Origin of the sequence: Luteimonas sp. 9C, from assembly GCF_902506295.1 — a bacterium.
Taxonomy (GTDB): domain Bacteria; phylum Pseudomonadota; class Gammaproteobacteria; order Xanthomonadales; family Xanthomonadaceae; genus Luteimonas.
Genome location: NZ_LR733312.1, coordinates 574,643 through 593,434 on the forward strand (window position 1 = coordinate 574,643; position 18,792 = coordinate 593,434).

Sequence of the window (18,792 nt, forward strand, 5' to 3'; positions counted from 1 at the left end):
ATGCTCTCGAGGCGCCGGGACTGACCGTTCCGCGCCGCCCCGGTTCGCGTGTAAATGCGATCTGTTATCATTTGGAAGTCGATCGCCGTGCCGGTTCCCCCGGGCACGACGCCGTGATCCGCCTGCTGGACCGCCGCCCGCGGCCGCCAACCGAGATTCTGATGCTCACTGCGACGACCACGCGTTCCACCGCGTCCGCACTGCCGACGCTGGTGTTCACCGTCCTGGTGGGCACGATGGCGATGATGGCGTTCGTCGCCGTGGTGGGTCCGATCGTCCGGTTGCTGGGTCTGGCCGAATGGCACGCAGGTCTGTCGGTGAGCGCGGCGGGTGTGCTGCTGATCGTGTCGGCGCGGCGCTGGGGTCGGCTGAGTGACCGGATCGGCCGCCGGCGTGTGCTGTTGATCGGCCTGTCCGGTTACGCCGCCGTGTACATCGTGATGGCCGTGTTCGTGGATGCCGCGCTGCGCGGGCCACCGGCCGTGTTGCTCTCGGTGGCGATGCTGGTGGCCACGCGCGCGCTGATCGGTCTGTTCTGGGCGGCGGTGTCCCCGACGGCGATGGCGACCATCGCCGACGAAATGCCCGCGGGCGTCCGCGGGGCGGCGATGGCCAAGCTCGGCACCGCCAGCGCGATCGGCATGGTGATCGGACCGGCGGTGGCCGGCTGGATCGCCGCCCACGGCATCGGCATCACGCTCTACATCGCCGCGTCGCTGCCGCTGCTCTCCCTGGCGGTCGTGTGGAGCCGCTTGCCCGACACGACGCCATCCCATGCCGGACGCGCGGGCCCGCGGCCGACGCTCGCGTATGCCGATCCGCGGTTGCGGCTGCCGCTGTGCGCGGTCTTCGCGGCGATGGCCTCGGTGAGCATCGCGCAGGTCGTGGTCGGCTTCTTCGCGATCGACCGTCTGCAGCTGTCGCCGGCCGACGGCGCGCGGGTCGCCGGTCTGGCGCTGACCGCGGTCGGCGTCGGGCTGATCCTGGCGCAGTCGCTGGTGATGCGCTTCAAAGCCGTGCCGCCAGCGCGCTGGATCGCCGCCGGCGCGCTGATCTCCGGTGTCGGCTTCGCCTCCGCGGCGCTGGTGGCGGCGCAGTGGCAGTTGTTGCTGGCTTACGGCGTCGCAGCGTTCGGCATGGGCTTCGTGTTCCCGTCCTTCCAGGCGCTGGCCGCCGATTCCGTGGAATCGCACGAGCAGGGCGCCGCTGCGGGCACGGTCGCGTCGGTGCAGGGCATGGGCATGGTGGCCGGTCCCCTGCTGGGGACGCTGCTGTATCGCGGGTCGCCGGCGGCGCCGTACATCTGCGTCGGGGCGGTCCTGGTCGGCCTGTCGCTGGTCGCGGCGCTGCACGCGAGGCGGCCCGCGTGAGTGCGGTCCGCGCCGGAGAGATGCGCGACCCGGCGGGCGATGTCGCCAGCCTGTTCCGGCTGCATGCGCCGGACCGGCGCCTGACCACCGGCGGCATTCACGAGCGCCTACCCCCGGGTCCTGCCGCGACGCTCGGCGCACGCGTCGCTGCGTTCTTCGCCGCGCGGCGCAGCGGGCCGGAGCTGCTGGTGGGCGCGCTGCCGTTCGATCCGCATCACGACGACGCGCTGTACCAGCCGGCGCAGATCGCCGCGCCGGCGCGCCCCGCGGCGCTCCCGACGCCCGGGCCGTCGTGCGCGGCGACGGAGCTGCCGTCGGCGGACGACTACGCCGATGCCGTCGCACGCTGCGTGGCCATGCTGCGCCACGCGCCTGCCGGCCCGGACGCATTGCACAAGGTCGTGCTCGCGCGCGGCCTGCGTGTGGACAGCGCGACGCCGATCGATCCGGGCATGCTCGCCCGCCGGCTCGCCAGCGATGCCAGCGTGACCACCTACGTCGTGCCGTTGCCGGCGGCATCCGGCGAGCCGCCCGCGTGGCTGGTCGGTGCCACGCCGGAACTGCTGGTGTCGCGGCGCGGTCGCGCGGTCGTCTCGCACCCGCTGGCCGGCTCCGCGCGTCGCGTCGGCCACGAGGCCGAAGACCGCCGCCGTACCGATGCGCTGCTGGCATCGGACAAGGATCTGCACGAGCACCGCCTCGTCGTCGAAGCGATCCTCGACGGCCTGGCGCCGCTGTGCAGCCAGCTGCAGGCACCGCCGCGGCCGTCGCTGCATGCGACCGCGACGATGTGGCATCTCGCGACGCGCATCACCGGCACGCTGAAACGTGACGACATCTCGTCGGCGACGCTCGCTGGTGTGCTGCATCCCACGCCCGCGGTCTGCGGCACGCCGCGGCTGCCGGCGCTGCAGGCGATCCGCGAACTCGAACCCTTCGACCGCGGTTTCTATGCCGGCGCAGTCGGCTGGACCGATGCGTCGGGCGATGGCGACTGGTACGTGGCGATCCGCTGCGCGCGCGTGCAGGGTCACACGATGCATCTGTTCGCCGGGGCCGGTATCGTGGCCGACTCGCAGCCCGCGCTCGAGGTCGACGAGACCGCGGCCAAGTTCATGGCCCTGCGCAATGCGCTCGGCATCGACGACGCCCGCGCGGCCTGAAGACCCACCTGGACCCCTGTTGCGCATGACCGATGCATCCCGACACACCGTGCCGCTGCGGCAGACGTGGCCCGACGATTTCGTCGCGCGCTACCGCGCCGCCGGGCACTGGCGCGGCGAGACCTTTCCCGGCTTCCTGCGCGAGCGCGTGACGCGCTTTGCCGACGGCATCGCCGTCGTCGGTGGCGATACCCGCTGGACCTACGCGCAGCTGTGGGCGCAGGCCGAGCGCATCGCCGCCGGCCTGCTCGCACAGGGCCTCGCATCCGGCGACCGCGTCGTCGTGCAGCTGGGCAACATTCCGGAATTCATCGCCGTGGTCTGCGCGCTGTTCCGCGCGCAACTGGTGCCGGTCTACGCATTGCCCGCGCATCGCCTGACCGAGGTCGCGCACTTCGCGCGCAAGGCCGAGGCCAGCGCCTACATCTGCGCGGACCGCTACGAGACATTCGACTACCGCACGCTCGCCCGCGAACTGCAGGCCGAGGTGCCGGCGGTGCGGCAGGTGTTCGTCGTCGGCGATGCGGCGGAGTTCGCTTCGATCGATGCGCTCGACGGCCCGCGCGACGCGCTCCCGGGCGATCCCGACCCGCAGTCGGTCGCCTTCCTGCAGATCTCCGGCGGCAGTACCGGCCTGTCGAAGCTGATCCCGCGCACACACGACGACTACATCTACAGCTTCCGCGCCAGCAACGACCTGTGCGGCATCGATGCGGACAGCGTCTACCTGGTCGCGCTGCCGGCCGCGCACAATTTCCCGATGAGTTCGCCCGGTTTCTTCGGCGCGCTGTATGCCGGCGCGCGCGTGGTGCTGAGCCCTGGTCCGGGCCCCGATGCCGCGTTCCCGCTGATCGCGGCTGAGCGCGTGACCTGCGTCGGCCTGGTGCCGCCGCTCGCGCTGTTGTGGGCCGATGCTGCGGGCAAGACTTCGCACGATCTGTCGAGCCTGCAGGTGCTGCAGGTCGGCGGCGCCAAGCTGGTGCCGGAGGCCGCACGCCGCGTTGTCGCGGGCCTGGGCTGCACGCTGCAGCAGGTGTTCGGCATGGCCGAGGGGCTGGTGAACTACACGCGGCTCGACGATCCGGACGAGATCGTGTTGACCACGCAGGGCCGGCCGATCAGCGCCGACGACGAAGTGCTGGTGGTGGATGACCACGGCACGCCGGTCGCCGAGGGCGAGGTCGGCCATCTGCTGACGCGCGGGCCGTACACGATCCGCGGCTACCACGCCGACGGCGCGGCGAACGCGCGCGCGTTCACCGACGACGGTTTCTACCGCACCGGCGACATGGTGCAGCGCCTGCCGAGCGGTCATCTGATCGTGCAGGGCCGGGCGACCGACCACATCAACCGCGCCGGCGAGAAGATCTCGGCCGAGGAAATCGAAGACCACCTGCTCGCGCATCCGCAGGTGTTCGATGCGGCGGTGGTGTCGATCCCCGACGAATTCCTCGGCGAGCGCAGCTGCGCGTTCGTGATTCCCGGCGATACGAAGCCGCGTCCGGCCGAGCTCAAGGCCTGGGTGCGTGGCCGCGGTCTCGCCGCGTTCAAGGTGCCGGACCAGATCGTGTTCGTCGACGCGTTCGGGACCACGGCGGTCGGCAAGATCAGCCGGCGCGAGCTGCGTGCGCAGCTGCGCGCGCGTTTCCTCGACGAGCAGAAGGATGCCGGCTGATGGGCCTGCCGAAGATCGCGTCATACCCGCTGCCCACCCCAGCCGAACTGCCGGCTGCCCGCGGCCAGTGGACGCCCGAAACCTCCCGCGCCGCGTTGCTCGTCCACGACATGCAGCGCTACTTCCTCGCCGCATTCGCGCAGGACGACGCGCCGCTGGCGCCCGCGATCCAGAACCTCGCGCGCCTGCTCGCGCATTGCCGCAGCGCCGGCATCCCGGTCTTCTACACCGCGCAGCGCGGCCACCAGGACCGGCGCGATCGCGGCCTGCAGGCCGATCTCTGGGGCCCGGGCATGCAGGCGATTCCCGAACACGAAAGCATCATCGATGCGCTGGCGCCTGCCGACGGCGACCACGTGCTGGTCAAGCATCGCTACAGCGCCTTCCAGCGCAGCAACCTCGAGACGCTGATGCGCGCGCGCGGCCGCGACCAGTTGTTGATCACCGGCGTCTACGCACATATCGGTGTGCTGTCGACGGCGACCGACGCCTTCCAGCGCGATATCGAAACCTTCGTCGTCGCTGACGCGATCGCCGATTTCTCGCGCGCCGACCACGACCTCGCGCTGCACTGGATCGCGCGCACCTGCGGCGTGCCGCTGACCACCGACCGACTCTTGGAGATGCTGCAGTGATTGTGGACCGCACCGGCCCGTTGACCCTCGAGCGCATGCGCGCCGATGTCGCCAAGCTGATCAGTGAAGCGCCGGAAGACGTGCGCGACGACGACAACCTCATGGACCTCGGCCTCGACTCGATGCGCGTGCTGGGCCTGGTGATGGCCTGGGGCGAGCACGGCATCGCGCTGGAGTTCTCGCAGCTCGCCGAGCACACCACGCTCGCCGGCTGGTGGCAGGTGGTGCAGGGCCTGCAGCGCGACACGCCCGCCGCCGGATGACCGCGACGGCGTCTCCTGTCGAATCCGACGCCGCAGCGTCGGGCACGGTCTGGCCGCTGACCGAAGCGCAGGCCGGCCTCTGGTATGCGCAGCGGCTGGCGCCGGACAACCCCGCGTTCAACACCGCGCACGCCTTGTGGATCGATGGCGCGCTGGACGTCGACGCCTTCGTGCGCGCGGCGGACCAGGCCGCCGACGAGGCGCCGGCGCTGGCCTTGCGCATGCGCAAGACGGCCGAGGGGCCGATCCAGTGGATCGATGCGGGTCACGTGCCGCATCTGGACGTCGTCGACCTGTCGGCCGAACCTTTACCAGACGAGGCCGCGCGCGCAGCGATGACGCGCGATCGGCTGTCGCCGGTCGATCCCGCGCGTGATCGCCTCGCGCTGCAGCAACTGTTCGTGCTCGGTAGCGAGCGCTTCGTCTGGTATCTGCGCGTGCATCACCTCGCGACCGACGGTTACGGCATGGCGCTGCTCACCGAGCGCGTCTGTGCGCTGTATGCCGACGCATCGGCCGGCGCGGCCTTCGCGCCGCTCGATGGCGTGCGGGCCGAGGACGCGACCTATGGCGCGTCGGAGAAGCGCGCGACCGACGCGGCGTACTGGCAGCAGACGCTGGCCGGCATGCCGGCGGCGTCGGGGCTCGGCGGCGGCTTCGCCCATGCCGCGCCCGATTGCCTGCGCCACGTCGAAGCGCTCGATGCGGATTTCCGTGACGGGCTTGCACGCGCGGCCACCGCGCTCGGCCAGCCCTGGCCGGACGTGCTGACCGCACTCACCGCCGCCTATTGCCAGCGCTTCGGCGGGCAGGGCGAGGCCGTCGTCGGCGTGCCTTTCATGGGCCGCCTCGGCAGCGCGTCCGCGCGCGTGCCGGCGATGGTCATGAACGTGTTGCCGCTGCGCGTGCCCGCGCTGCGGGATGCCAGCGCCGCGGATTTCATGCAGGCGATGGTCCGCGCGCTGCTGCGCGGCCGCCGGCATGGTCGCTATCGCGGCGAGCAACTGCGGCGCGATCTCGGTCTGATCGGTGGGCAGCGCCGGCTGCATGGTCCGCTGATCAACGTGCAACCGTTCTATCGCCCGACACTGCTCGCCGGCACGCGCGCGTCCATGGAAATCCTCGGCACCGGCCCGGTCGACGACATCACCCTGGGCTTCCGCGGCGACGGTGTGCAGGCGCTCGATCTGGAGATCGAAGCCAATCCCGGTCTGTACACGCGGACCGATGTCGCGTCGCATGCGACGCGTCTGCGCATCTTCCTGGCCGCTGCGTTCGCGCTCGCGACGCAGCCGGATGCGCGGCTCGACGACGTGCCGCTGGCGACACCGGCCGAAGCCGCGCGCACGCTGTTCGAATTCAACGCCACCGCGCATCCCGTACCCGATACGACCCTGGTCGCGCTGATCGAAGCGTCGATGGCCGCCACGCCCGATGCGCCGGCACTGGCGTTCGAAAGCGAGACGCTGACATACCGCGCACTCGACACACGCAGCCGCGCACTCGCACAGGCGCTGCAGGCGCGCGGGGCAGGCGCCGACACCGTCGTCGCCGTCGCATTGCCGCGCTCGATCGAACTGGTCGTCGCGCTGGTGGCGGTGCTGCGCGCCGGTGCGGCCTATCTGCCGATGGATCTTGCGCATCCTGTGGAACGCCGCGCGCGCATCCTGCGATCCGCGCAACCGGCCGTGCTGCTGGCGCATGCCGACGACGGGATCGACTGGCCGGACGATACGCCGCGCTTCGCACCGCGCACTTGGCCGCAGATCGCGGACGACGGCGCGCTGCCGGCCATCGACCCGCAGCATGCTGCCTACGTCATCTACACCTCCGGCTCGACCGGCGAGCCCAAGGGCGTCGTCGTCGAGCATCGCGCGATCGTCAACCGCCTCGAATGGATGCGCACGCATTACGGAATCGATGCGAGTGATCGCATCCTGCAGAAGACGCCGGCGACGTTCGACGTTTCGGTCTGGGAATTCTTCCTGCCGCTGCTGGCCGGGGCGACGCTGGTGGTCGCGCCGCCGGACGCACACCGCGACCCGCTCGCGATCGCGCGGTTGATCCGTGAGGCCGGCATCACCACGCTGCATTTCGTGCCGTCGATGCTGGCTGCCTTTCTCGCGGCGCCCGAAGCGCGTGGGCTGTCGACGCGTCGCGTCTTCGTCAGTGGCGAGGCCCTGGACGCGGATCTGCGCGACCGTTTCCACGCGACCGTGGATGCCGAGCTGCACAACCTCTACGGTCCCACCGAAGCCGCAGTCGACGTCAGCTTCTGGCCGGCCGCTGCCGACGACAACTCGCGTCCGGTGCCGATCGGCTTCCCGGTCTGGAACACGCGGCTGTACGTGCTCGATGCGCGCATGCGCGCGCTGCCGACCGGTGTCGTCGGCGATCTGTACCTCGGCGGCGTGCAGCTCGCGCGCGGCTATCTGGGCCGCGATGATCTGACTGCCGAACGCTTCCTCGACGACCCGCATCTGCCCGGCGAGCGCATCTACCGCACCGGAGACCTTGCCCGCTGGCGCGACGATGGCGCCGTCGAATTCCTCGGCCGCAGCGATCACCAGGTCAAGCTGCGCGGCCTGCGCATCGAGCTGGGCGAGATCGAAGCGGCCATCGTCGCCAGCGGACTCGCCTCGCAGGCGGCGGTCATCGTGCGCGAGGACCGCGCCGGCGACCGGCGCCTGGTCGGCTATCTGCAGCCTGCGTCAGGTTTCGATCCCGCAACGCTGCGGACAGCCGTCGCCGCGCAGCTGCCGGACTACATGGTGCCGTCGGCCTTCGTCGCGCTCGCCGACTGGCCGGTCACCGCGAACGGCAAGCTCGACCGCGATGCGCTGCCGGCGCCTGCATTCGAGGCCGGCGCCTTCGTCGCGCCGCGCACGCCGACCGAAACCGCATTGGCCGCCTTGTTCGCCGAAGCCCTCGGCGTCGAGCGCGTCGGCGCGGATGCCGACTTCTTCGCACTCGGTGGTGATTCGCTGCTCGCGGTGCATCTGCTGCTCGCGATCCAGCAACGCGTCGGCCGCGATCCGGGGCTCGGCGCGCTGTTCGCCATGCCGACGGTCGAAAGTCTCGCTGCCGCGCTCGACGCAGGCAAGGGCGACGATCCCGATCACGGCCTGGCGCCGGTGATCGCACTCGCACGAGCCGATGCCGCGCGTGCGCCGCTGTTCGTCGTGCATCCGGCGGGCGGCATCGCCTGGTGCTATCGCGAACTCGCGCGGTCGCTCGCAACGGCGCGCAGCGTGTATGGCCTGCAGTCGCCTGCGCTCGATCGCACGCAGGCGCTGCCCGGCAGCATCGACGCGCTGGCGGCGGAGTACGCCGACCGCGTCATCGCGCTGCAGCCGGAGGGTCCTGTGCATCTGCTCGGCTGGTCGGTCGGCGGCATCCTCGCCCAGGCGATGGCTGTGCGCCTGCACGCGCTGGGTCGCCAGGTCGGCGTGCTCGCGCTGCTCGATGCGTATCCCGCCGACGTCTGGCGCGCGGAACCCGAGCCCGATGCCGTCGCTGCACTGCGCGCGTTGCTGGCGATTGCCGGCTACGACCCGGAGGCCTATCCCGAGCTGCGCACCCGCGAAGCGATTGTCGACTTCCTGCGTCGCGGTGACAGCGCGCTGGGCAACCTGCCCGGTGCGGTGCTCGACGGCGTGGTGCGCGCGGTCACCGACACCAATCGTCTCGTGCGCCTGCATCACCACCATCGTTTCGACGGCACGCTGCTGCACGTGCGCGCCGGCAACGACCACGCCGACCGCCCGCAGCTGCAATCGTCGCTGTGGGCGGCACATGCCGCTCGCGTCGAATCGATCGAGTTGCCGTTCCTGCATGCCGAACTGACGGGTCGAGATGCCACTGCGCGCATCGCGCCGTTGCTCGATGCAAGACTGGCGACGTTCGATCCCGTCGACATGCGCTGAGGCCCGGCCGGCATCCATCTACCCGCGACGCGCGCGTCGCATCCCAAGGACCCGCTTCCATGCAACTCACAGGCTTCGACGGAAAGATCGCTCTCGTCACCGGCGCGGCAGGGGGTATCGGCGCTGCGGTGGTGCGGCTGCTGCAGGTCAGCGGCGCGACGGTGATCGCGACCGATCGCGAGGCGCCGGTGATCGAGGATGGCGGCACGCGCGTGCGGGCCCGTGCGCTCGACGTCACGGATGCCGCGGCCGTCGACGCGTGCGTGGCACAGGTCGAGGCCGACATCGGCCCGATCGACCTCGCCATCAACGTCGCCGGCATCCTTTCGACCGCATCGGTCCTCGACCTCACTGCCGAAGAGTGGCGCCACACCTTCGCCGTCAACACCGACGGCGTCTTTCACGTCTCGCAGGCCGTGGCCCGCGTGATGGCGCCGCGTTGTCGCGGTGCGATGGTGACCGTCAGTTCCAACGCGGCCGGCATTCCGCGCCAGAACATGGCGGCCTATGCCGCATCGAAGGCCGCGACGACGATGTTCGCGCGCTGCCTCGGCCTGGAGCTCGCGCCGCTGGGCATCCGCTGCAACATCGTCGCGCCCGGTTCGACGCGCACGCCGATGCAGACCGGCATGTGGACCGACGCCGGCGGCGAGGCGCGCACGATCAAAGGCACGCTGGAGACCTTCAAGAGCGGTATTCCGCTGGGCAAGCTCGCCGAGCCCGAAGACATCGCGCATGCGGTGATGTTCCTGCTGTCGGACCAGGCCGGGCATATCGCGATGGGCGATCTCTATGTCGATGGCGGGGCCACGCTGCGCGCCTGATGATTGCTGCGCGGTGCACTTCCGGTCCACCGTCTTCCCGATACGACAGGCCACGACCATGACCCCACCAGTGCAGCCCGGCGCCATCCTGGTCGGCGTCGGCGTGATCATCCTTCGCGACGGGCGCGTGCTGCTGGGCGAACGCGCGGGCGCGCACGGCGCCGGCACCTGGGCCTTGCCCGGCGGCCATCTGGAATTCGGCGAGACGGTGGCCGACTGTGCGCGGCGCGAGGCTCTGGAAGAAACCGGTCTGGTGTTGCACGACATCGCGCCTGCGCCGTATGCCAGCGATGTCTTCGCAGACGCAGGCCAGCATTACGTCACCCTGTTCGTCACCGCCCAGGCCACCGGAACGCCGGCGGTTCTCGAGCCCGCGAAGTGCCTGGGTTGGACCTGGTGCCGATGGTCCGATCTCCCCGGGCCCCTGTTCGCGCCCTTGCAAAGCCTGCACGCCTCCGGCTTCGTCCCGGCCGGCACTGCCTGACGGCGTCCGGACCCGGCCTGCGGGCGCCCGGTATCGACCGCGTTGCGGCATGATCCGCGAAACCGCGCCGGAGCCCGCCATGCCTGTCCACGCCACCCTCGACTACGTCGAATTTCCCGCCCGCGATCTGGACGCGACGAAGCGCTTCTTCGCAGCGGCGTTCGACTGGACCTTCGACGATTACGGTCCCGATTACATCGCGTTCGCCAACCAGGGCCTCGACGGCGGTTTCTACCGCGCCGACCTGCAGGCGCGCAGCGAGGCGGGCAGTGCGCTGCTGGTGTTCTACAGCACTCGCCTCGAGGACACGCTGGCGAAGGTCGAGGCTGCGGGCGGCACGATCCTCAAGCCCGTGTTCGAGTTCCCGGGTGGCCGTCGTTTCCATTTCGCCGAGCCGAGCGGCAACGAGTTCGCAGTGTGGTCCGATCCGGTGGCGTGACCGGGCGGCGCAACGCGGATCGATCGGGAAGCACAGCCGCGTGCGCGGATCAAGACCATGGATCGGGAGCGGATCCGCGCATGGTGATTTTATGACCACCCCGGAATGGCCCGCTTCCGCAGCGGGTTCGCGCCGCTTATCCACATCTTTGTCATCCGGGCATCCACACCCGGTGTGGACAAGCGATGCCGAGCGCGTCCGTGCGCGTGCGTCAAGCGGGGCGCCGTCTCCCGTCGCGCGGGTGCGGTCGGCGCCGGGATGTCGCGTGCGAATGGACATGTCGCGTCGAAGCGTGCAGCGCAATCCGGGTCAGCCGCCCGATGCACGTCGCGTTGCGCGGATCAAGACCGGCGTGTGCCACGCCGGATGCATGTGGCGATGAATTGACCAGCGTGTCGCGGGCCGCACGGGACGCGGGCTCGCGCGGCTTATCCACACCTTTGTCATCGGACCATCCACATGCGGTGTGGACAACGCGCCCGCAACGTTTCGGGACCACGCCGTCAAGCGCCGCATCGGCGCGGTCGGGATCAGTCCGTCGCGTCGCCGCCGGGCTGCGCCAGGGACATCGCGACAGCGCGCCCGCTGTCGGTGAGACGCGCCAGCGTGCGCTCGCCATCCTCGACCGTGCGTACCCAGCCCGGTCCCTGCGCGTCGCCGATGCGGTCGTCGCCGAGATAGGCGAGGGTGCGCAGCAGCACGCTCATGCGGATGCCGAGGCGCTTGCACAACCGCGGCAGCGACATGCCGTCCGGCGCTGCCGCCAGCTCGGTCAGCAGCGCCTGCAGCAGGGCCTCGTCAGCGGACAACGGCGGCGTGGATGTCGCGCTGGCGCGGCATGTGCGCGCCGACGTCGGCGAGGTGCGGGGTCACGATGACCGGTACCGACTTCGACGTCGGCGTGCGCGACTCGTCGGCGAAGCTCGACAGCGGTACCAGCGGATTGGTCTCCGGGTAATACGCCGCCAGGCACCCGCGCGGGATGTTGTACTCGACCAGCAGGAAGCGCGGTGCCTGCCGGCGCACGCCGTCGTCGCAGATGCTCTCCAGATCCACCCAGTCGCCGGCCTTCATGCCCAGCGCGGCGATGTCGTCGGCATGTGCGAACAGCACGCGACGCTCGCCGAACACGCCGCGGTAGCGGTCGTCGAGTCCGTAGATCGTGGTGTTGTACTGGTCATGCGAACGCGTGGTCGCGAGCGTGAACACCGGCTGCGTGCCGTGCATGCGGCGCGCACGGTGGATCGGATTGTCGGTCGGCACCGGGCAGGCGAAGAACACGGCCTTGCCGGCGGGGTTCGCCCATTTGCGGTCGCGCGCGGTGTTGGAGAGGCGGAAGCCGCCCGGCACGCGCACGCGGATATTGAAGTCGTGGAAGTCCTCGAACGTCAGCGCGATCATGTCGCGGATGCGGTCGTAGTCCTCGATCACGCCCAGCCAGTCGATCTTCGACCGCGTGCCGAGCGTGGCATGCGCGAGTCGCGCGACGATCGCCGGTTCCGACAGCAGCGTGTCGGACGCCGGCGGATTGATGCCCGACGACAGGTGCACCATGCTCATCGAATCCTCGACCGTCACGCCCTGCGGGCCGCCGGCCTGGACGTCGATCTCGGTGCGCCCCAGGCAGGGCAGGATCAGCGCGTCCCGGCCGTGGATCAGATGGCTGCGGTTGAGCTTGGTGGTCACGTGCGCGGTCAGGTCGCAGTTGCGCAGGCCGCGCGCGGTGGCGTCCGAATCCGGGGTGGCGATGGCGAAATTGCCGCCCATGCCGAAGAACACCCGGCCGCGTCCGTCGAGCATCGCCTCGATCGCGCCGACGGTATCGAAGCCGTCCTCGCGCGGCGGCTCGAAGCCGAACACGTCGCGGATGCGGTCGAGGAATGCGGCCGGCGGCTTCTCGTAGATCATCATCGTGCGGTCGCCCTGCACGTTGCTGTGGCCGCGCACCGGGCAGGGGCCCGCACCGGGGCGCCCGAGGTTGCCGCGCAGCAGCAGCAGGTTCATCAGCACGTTGATCGTCGCGACCGAATGCTTGTGCTGGGTGATGCCCATGCCCCAGCACGCGATCACGCGTTCGCACGACAGATACAGCTCGCCGGCGCGGCGGATCTGCGCCTCGTCGAGTCCGGACTCCTCGATGATCACGTCCCAGGGTTCGGCCAGTACGTCGGCCACGAAGTCCTCGAAGCCGGTGGTGTGCTCGGCGATGAAGGCCTGGTCGAGCAGCGTCGCGCCGCCGTTGCCGGTGACTTCGATGTCGCGCTCCAGCACGTGCTTGATCATGCCTTTCACGGCCGCGAGGTCGCCGCCGATCTTGAGCTGGAAATAGTCCGACGAGATCTGCGTCGAGCCGTAGGTCGCCATCTCCAGCTTGTCCTGCGGATCGGCGAAGCGTTCCAGGCCGCGCTCGCGCAGCGGGTTGAACGAGACGATCTTCGCGCCGCGCTTCGCCGCCTCGCGCAGTTCGCCGAGCATGCGGGGATGGTTGGTGCCCGGGTTCTGTCCGAAGATGAAGATGCCGTCCGCCAGTTCGAAATCGTGCAGCGACACCGTGCCCTTGCCGACGCCGATCTGCTTCTTGAGCGCGGTGCCGGACGATTCGTGGCACATGTTCGAGCAGTCGGGAAAATTGTTGGTGCCGTACTCGCGCACGAACAGCTGGTAGAGGAACGCGGCCTCGTTCGAGGTGCGGCCCGAGGTGTAGAAGATCGCGTTGTCGGGCGAGGGCAGGGCCTTGAGATGCGTCGCGACGAGGCCGAGCGCTTCGTCCCAGCTCACCGGCACGTAGTGGTCGGTCGCCGCGTCGTAACGCATCGGCGTGGTCAGGCGGCCCTGCTGTTCCAGCCAGTAATCGCTGTATTCGGCCAGCTGCGTGACCGTGTATTTGGCGAACAGCTCGGGACCGGCGCGGAACTTCGTGGCTTCGGCGGCGACGGCCTTGGCGCCGTTCTCGCAGAACTCGAAGGTCGAGGTGTGGTCGCGGTCGGGCCAGGCGCAGCCGGGACAGTCGAAGCCGTCGGGCTGGTTGGCGCGCAGCAGGGTCTTCGCGCCGCTGACCGCGATCTTCTGTTCGCTCAGATGCCTGGCCACGCTCTTGAGCGCGCCCCAGCCACCGGCGGGGCCGTCGTACTTGCGGATCGTGTCGTTGCTCATGGTGCAAAGCTCCTGCCTGTGCGCGCGGCGTCCGGCGATGGCGCCGGCGGGGGCAGCAGCCGCTGCGCGTGGGTGTACACGGCGTGCCCGTCGTCGCGGGCGAAACCGATCAGGGTGAGATGGGCGCGCTGCGCCAGCGAAATCGCGAGTGCAGTCGGTGCGGAAATCGCCGCCATCAATGAAATACCGACGCTCGCCGCCTTCATCGCCATTTCGTAACTGGCGCGGCTGGTGACGACGAGGAACCCGGTGGCAGGATCGAAGCCGGTGACGTGCAGCGCGCCGATCAACTTGTCGAGCGCGTTGTGGCGGCCGACGTCCTCGCGTGCGAGCTGCAGCGTGCCGTCGAGCGACGCCCAGCCGGCCGCGTGCGTGGCGCCGGTGAGCACGGCGATGGATTGCGCCTCGCGCAATGCACGCAAGGCGCGACCGAGCGATTCGGGCGACACGCGGACATCGGTGGTGACCGGCGCCGGATACCGCAACGCCGCTTCGAGCAGTTCGCTGCCGCAGACGCCGCAGCCGCTGCGTCCGCTCATGCTGCGGCGACGCAGGGCCAGGGCCTCGGCGCGCGCGTCGGGAATCCGCAGGCGGATCTCGATGCCTTCGATGAAGTGTTCGACGCGTTCGATCGCCACATCGCCCGGTGCATCGACGATGCCCTCGCTGATCGCGAAACCACGCGCGAAATCCTCGAGATCGACGGGCGTCGCCATCATCACTGCGAACGGCACGTCGTTGTAGACGAAGGCCACCGGCACTTCCTCGGCCACGTGGTCGTCGACCTGACGCACCGCGCCTTCGCGCCAGCGCTCGACCGGCCGACGCACCGCGCCGGTGGTCGTGTCGCCCTGCGGAAGATCCGTGTCGGAGGTCTGTGTCATGTCGGAAGCGTACCGGCGACCGCGTGAGCGGCCGCCGGTCCTGTGCCTGGCCTCAGGTGAACAACACCAAGGCTTTTTCCAGTGTTTTCCAGATGCCGAAGGCGAGCGGAACGCCGACCGCGGCCCAGCAGAAGGCGACCAGTGCCGGATTGCCACCCGAGCCGATGCGATCCATCTCGTCCTGCGACACCAGCGAGTTGCCGGATGCGTCGACTTTTTCGTGCGCCAGCTGCTTCTCGTGTGCCAGTTCTTCCGGCGTCATGAAGTACTTCGGGTTGACCGGGCGCACCAGCAGGTTGCAGATCAGGCCCAGCACCAGCATGCCGGCCAGGATGTACATCGTGGTGTTGTAGACCTGCGACGGCGGCATGCCCAGGCCCAGCTGGTACTCGCGCATGTAGCCGATCACGAACGGACCGAGGATGCCGGCGGTCGCCCAGGCGGTCAGCAGACGACCGTGGATCGCGCCCACGTGCTGGGTGCCGAAGAGATCGGCGAGGTACGCCGGCACGGTGGCGAAGCCGCCGCCGTACATCGACAGGATCACGCAGAAGGCCGCGACGAACAGTGCGATCGAACCCGCATTGCCGAGCGTCGGCGCCGAAGCGTAGAGCGCGATGCCGAGGATGAAGAAGATCGAGTACGTGACCTTGCGTCCGAACTTGTCCGACATCGAGGCCCAGAAGAACCGGCCGATGATGTTGGCCAGGCTCAGCATGCCGACGAAGCCCGCGGCGATCGCGGCGATGGCCGACAGCTGCTCGGTGCTGAGGTCACCGAAGCCGACATCCAGACCGATCAGACGGCCACCGAACATCTCCTGCAGCATCGGCGAGGCCAGACCCAGCACGCCGATACCGGCCGAGACGTTGAGGCACAGCACGCCCCAGACCAGCCAGAACTGCGGAATGCCCCAGACGCGCTTCACGTGCACGTGGCCCTGGGTGATCATCGCGTTGTCCTTCGCCGGCGGCGGCGTCCAGCCCTTGGGCTTCCAGCCGGTCGGCGGCACGCGGTAGCCGAACGCGCCGGCCATCATGAAGACGAAGTAGGCCGCGGCCATCACCAGGAAGGTTTCCTTCACGCCGACCGAGGTCGGGGTGGCGAAGTGGCGCATCAGCATGTCGGCCAGCGGGCTGCCGATCAGCGCGCCGCCGCCGAAACCCATGATCGCCATGCCGGTCGCCATGCCGCGACGGTCCGGGAACCACTTGATCAGCGTCGACACCGGCGAGATGTAGCCCAGGCCCAGGCCGATACCGCCGATCACGCCCGAACCCAGCCACAGCATCCAGATCTGGTGCAGGTGCACACCGAGCGCGGAGATCAGCAGGCCGCCGCACCAGCACAGCGCGGCGACGAAACCGGCCTTGCGCGGGCCGACGCGTTCCAGCCAGCCACCCCAGATCGCCGCCGAGCACCCCAGCAGCACGAAGAACAGCGTGTACATCCACTGCAGCTCGCTGATGTTCCAGTCGCAGCTGGCCGAGGTGATGCGGGCGAAGAAGCCCATGTCGGCGCCGCAGGCGACCGCGGCATCGATGCCCACCGCCTTCGACAGCGGCAGCCAGAACACGCTGAAGCCGTAGGCCATGCCGATGCACAGATGGATCGCCAATGCGGCCGGCGGGACCAGCCAGCGGTTGAAACCGGGCCTGGCGATGATGCGTTCTTTCGAGAGCAGACTGCCTTCGCGGGCGCTGCCGGCGGAATGTGTCGCTGCGGAACTGGTGGCCATGAATCCTCCCCGGGTCGATGTGCCGAAAGCTGGTGTCTGTCGCCTGGTTATGTTCTTGGATACATATTGGCTGCGACAAATCGCCGCAACGGTACCCCCGGTGGCCTTGCGCCGCCACTTCCATTGGTCGAATATCCGGCTTTCATGAACATATTGAACCTGCGGCCCGCGCGCGCTGCACCGCAGCAGGTTCCAGGGGAGCACCGCATGTACAAGGTCCGCATCCAGCCGCAGTGGGCGCTGGAAAGCGCGTCGGGGGCGAAGCTGCCATCGCATCTGGTGGCCCTGCTGATCGCGGTGCGCGGCACCGGCTCGCTCGCCGCTGCCGCGCGCGAGGTCGGACTGTCCTACCGCTACGCCTGGGGCCAGCTGCAGGACGCGCGCGCCGTCTTCGGCCAGCCGCTGCTGCGCATGACCCGCGGCCGCGGCGCGCGGCTGACGCCGATCGGCGAGCGGCTGGTCTGGGCCGACAACCGCATCGCCGCGCGCCTGTCGCCAATGCTCGACAGTCTGGCGACGGAGCTGGAGGCCGAACTCGAACGCACGGTCAGCGCGCATGCCACGCCGCTGCGCATCCACGCCTCCCACGGGTTCGGCGTCGAGACCCTGCGCCGCTGCATGGCCGAGGGCGAACTGCCGCTGGACCTCAAGTACCGCAGCCCCGACGACGCCCTGGCCGCGCTGCGCGCCGGCGCCTGCGACATCGCGGGCCTGCACCTGCCGATCGGCGATCTGGAGCCGGCACTGTTCGCGCACTATCTCGAGCGCCTCGATCTGGACCACGACCGGGTGATCCACCTGGCGATGCGCCGGCAGGGTCTGGTGCTGGCGCCCGGCAATCCGCTGCGCATCGAGACCCTGCAGGATCTCGAGCGTCCGGACATCCGCATGATCCATCGCCAGCCGGGCTCGGGAACGCGTCTGCTGCTCGAGGCGATGCTCGCGCGTCACGGCATCGCCTTCGAGCGCATCCGCGCCTGCGACGTGGAAGAACTCACGCACGCGGCGGTCGCTGCCTACGTCGCCAGCGGTCTGGCGGATGTCGGATTCGCGCTCGAACCGCCGGCGCGCAAGTACGGGCTGGATTTCTTTCCGCTGATCACCGAGCACTATTTCTTCCTGTGCCACAGCGACGTGCTCGATGCCGGGCGACTGGTCGACCTGCTCGCGCTGCTGCGCAGCGACCGCTTCCGCCGCGAACTCGGGCTGCTGCCCGGCTACGACCCCAGCTACTGCGGCAACGTGCAGACGCTGCGCGAGGCGTTCGCGTCGGCGCGCATCTAGACCACGCCGCCGGCGCGGTCCTGCGACGCGTTGCGACCGCGCGTGTCCTGCCTTGTATCGCGCAGGCGCGCCGCGTACCGTGCGGCGGCGCCGCGCCATCACGATCCGGCCACGGGAGACGACATGCACTGGGTGCTGCAGCTGCTGGGTGTGGCGATCGGCGGGGCGCTGGGCGGGCTGGCGCGCTTCTGGTTGTCGGGCGTGATCGCGCGCCGTCTTCGCGAGACCTTTCCCTGGGGCACCCTGGTGGTGAACACGACCGGTGCGTTCGCGATCGGTGCGCTGGCAGCGCTGCTGACGGCGCGCCCGGGCCACACCGTCCTCCACACCCCGCTCTGGGCCGCGCTGGTCATCGGCGTGCTCGGCAGCTACACCACGGTCTCCTCGTTCTCGCTGCAGACGCTCGCGCTGCTGCGCGAGCGCGACTACGCACGCGCGCTCGGCAACGTGGCCGCCTCACTGGCCGGTTGCCTGGCTGCGGTGTGCGCCGGGTATCTGCTGGCGCTGCTGATCCGGGGCGCTGCATGAGTGCGGAGCGTGTCCATGCGGCGGTGATGCTGGGCAGCGCGCTGGGCGCGCTCGCGCGCTTCGGTTGCTCGCTGGCGATGCTGCAGCTGCTGGGCCCCGGCTTTCCGTGGGGGACGTGGGCGGTCAACGTGATCGGCTCCTTCCTGATCGGTCTGTTCGCCGCCGTCACCGCGCCCGACGGGCGATGGCCCGCCACGCCTGCGCAGCGTCACTTCCTGCTCGCGGGCGTGTGCGGCGGCTTCACCACGTTCTCGGTCTTCAGCCTGGAAACGCTCTACCTCGTCGAGGTGGGCGCGTTTGCGTTCGCCGGCCTCAATGTCGCGGCATCGGTCATCGCGTGGCTGCTGGCCGTGTGGGCCGGCCATGCGGTCGGCATGCGATGCAATTCGGCGGTCCGCACGCGGTAGGGCGGCCGGTCCGGACCGC

At 69.9% G+C, this 18,792-nt stretch carries 16 protein-coding genes; 12 read left to right on the top strand and 4 right to left on the bottom strand.

Annotated features, from left to right (window positions below; all coding sequences use genetic code 11):
* The first annotated feature begins 161 nt into the window (after nucleotides 1-161).
* From CURTO8I2_RS02490 to CURTO8I2_RS02530, 9 genes are all read left to right on the top strand, one after another.
* A complete protein-coding gene (locus tag CURTO8I2_RS02490) occupies nucleotides 162-1,370 on the top strand; it encodes an MFS transporter (RefSeq protein ID WP_159678390.1) in 1,209 nt (402 codons plus the stop codon).
* On the top strand, nucleotides 1,367-2,533 hold the full coding sequence (locus CURTO8I2_RS02495; protein ID WP_236550983.1) for an isochorismate synthase: 1,167 nt from the start codon (nucleotides 1,367-1,369) through the stop codon (nucleotides 2,531-2,533). Before CURTO8I2_RS02490 ends, CURTO8I2_RS02495 begins: the two co-directional genes overlap by 4 nt.
* A gap of 25 nt (nucleotides 2,534-2,558) precedes the next feature.
* Nucleotides 2,559-4,208 (top strand): AMP-binding protein, encoded by a 1,650-nt coding sequence (locus CURTO8I2_RS02500; protein WP_159678392.1) that lies wholly within the window; start codon nucleotides 2,559-2,561, stop codon nucleotides 4,206-4,208.
* On the top strand, nucleotides 4,208-4,843 hold the full coding sequence (locus CURTO8I2_RS02505) for an isochorismatase family protein (protein WP_159678394.1): 636 nt from the start codon (nucleotides 4,208-4,210) through the stop codon (nucleotides 4,841-4,843). Before CURTO8I2_RS02500 ends, CURTO8I2_RS02505 begins: the two co-directional genes overlap by 1 nt.
* Nucleotides 4,844-4,878: 35 nt before the next feature.
* Nucleotides 4,879-5,106: a phosphopantetheine-binding protein gene (locus tag CURTO8I2_RS02510; protein ID WP_159681521.1), complete on the top strand. Its 228-nt coding sequence runs from the start codon at nucleotides 4,879-4,881 to the stop codon at nucleotides 5,104-5,106.
* On the top strand, nucleotides 5,103-9,032 hold the full coding sequence (locus CURTO8I2_RS02515; protein ID WP_159678396.1) for a non-ribosomal peptide synthetase: 3,930 nt from the start codon (nucleotides 5,103-5,105) through the stop codon (nucleotides 9,030-9,032). Before CURTO8I2_RS02510 ends, CURTO8I2_RS02515 begins: the two co-directional genes overlap by 4 nt.
* Nucleotides 9,033-9,091: 59 nt before the next feature.
* A complete protein-coding gene (locus tag CURTO8I2_RS02520; protein WP_159678398.1) occupies nucleotides 9,092-9,856 on the top strand; it encodes a 2,3-dihydro-2,3-dihydroxybenzoate dehydrogenase in 765 nt (254 codons plus the stop codon).
* A gap of 13 nt (nucleotides 9,857-9,869) precedes the next feature.
* A complete protein-coding gene (locus tag CURTO8I2_RS02525; RefSeq protein ID WP_201295467.1) occupies nucleotides 9,870-10,340 on the top strand; it encodes an NUDIX hydrolase in 471 nt (156 codons plus the stop codon).
* 79 nt (nucleotides 10,341-10,419) lie between these two features.
* Nucleotides 10,420-10,779 carry a VOC family protein gene (locus tag CURTO8I2_RS02530; protein ID WP_159678400.1) on the top strand — a complete coding sequence of 120 codons (360 nt, stop codon included), beginning with the start codon at nucleotides 10,420-10,422 and terminating at the stop codon, nucleotides 10,777-10,779.
* A gap of 530 nt (nucleotides 10,780-11,309) precedes the next feature.
* On the opposite strand, the gene CURTO8I2_RS02535 is transcribed toward CURTO8I2_RS02530, so the two are convergent.
* Genes CURTO8I2_RS02535 through CURTO8I2_RS02550 form a run of 4 tightly spaced genes read right to left on the bottom strand, consistent with a single transcriptional unit; the run spans nucleotide 11,310 to nucleotide 16,554 of the window.
* Nucleotides 11,310-11,588 carry a hypothetical protein gene (locus CURTO8I2_RS02535; RefSeq protein WP_159678402.1) on the bottom strand — a complete coding sequence of 93 codons (279 nt, stop codon included), beginning with the start codon at nucleotides 11,586-11,588 and terminating at the stop codon, nucleotides 11,310-11,312.
* On the bottom strand, nucleotides 11,578-13,932 hold the full coding sequence (locus tag CURTO8I2_RS02540) for an FdhF/YdeP family oxidoreductase (RefSeq protein WP_159678404.1): 2,355 nt from the start codon (nucleotides 13,930-13,932) through the stop codon (nucleotides 11,578-11,580). Before CURTO8I2_RS02540 ends, CURTO8I2_RS02535 begins: the two co-directional genes overlap by 11 nt.
* On the bottom strand, nucleotides 13,929-14,816 hold the full coding sequence (gene fdhD / locus CURTO8I2_RS02545) for a formate dehydrogenase accessory sulfurtransferase FdhD (protein WP_159678406.1): 888 nt from the start codon (nucleotides 14,814-14,816) through the stop codon (nucleotides 13,929-13,931). The genes CURTO8I2_RS02540 and fdhD overlap by 4 nt, the downstream gene beginning before the upstream one ends.
* Nucleotides 14,817-14,868: 52 nt before the next feature.
* Nucleotides 14,869-16,554: an OFA family MFS transporter gene (locus tag CURTO8I2_RS02550; protein ID WP_159678408.1), complete on the bottom strand. Its 1,686-nt coding sequence runs from the start codon at nucleotides 16,552-16,554 to the stop codon at nucleotides 14,869-14,871.
* Nucleotides 16,555-16,761: 207 nt separating this feature from the next.
* On the opposite strand from CURTO8I2_RS02550, the gene CURTO8I2_RS02555 reads away from it, so the two are divergent.
* The 3 genes from CURTO8I2_RS02555 (at nucleotide 16,762) to CURTO8I2_RS02565 (ending at nucleotide 18,773) form a co-directional block, all read left to right on the top strand.
* On the top strand, nucleotides 16,762-17,838 hold the full coding sequence (locus CURTO8I2_RS02555; protein WP_159678410.1) for a substrate-binding domain-containing protein: 1,077 nt from the start codon (nucleotides 16,762-16,764) through the stop codon (nucleotides 17,836-17,838).
* Between the two features lie 123 nt (nucleotides 17,839-17,961).
* Complete coding sequence (gene crcB / locus CURTO8I2_RS02560; RefSeq protein WP_159678412.1) at nucleotides 17,962-18,366, top strand: fluoride efflux transporter CrcB; 405 nt, start codon at nucleotides 17,962-17,964, stop codon at nucleotides 18,364-18,366.
* Nucleotides 18,363-18,773 carry a CrcB family protein gene (locus CURTO8I2_RS02565; RefSeq protein WP_159678414.1) on the top strand — a complete coding sequence of 137 codons (411 nt, stop codon included), beginning with the start codon at nucleotides 18,363-18,365 and terminating at the stop codon, nucleotides 18,771-18,773. Before crcB ends, CURTO8I2_RS02565 begins: the two co-directional genes overlap by 4 nt.
* Nucleotides 18,774-18,792: the final 19 nt, after the last annotated feature.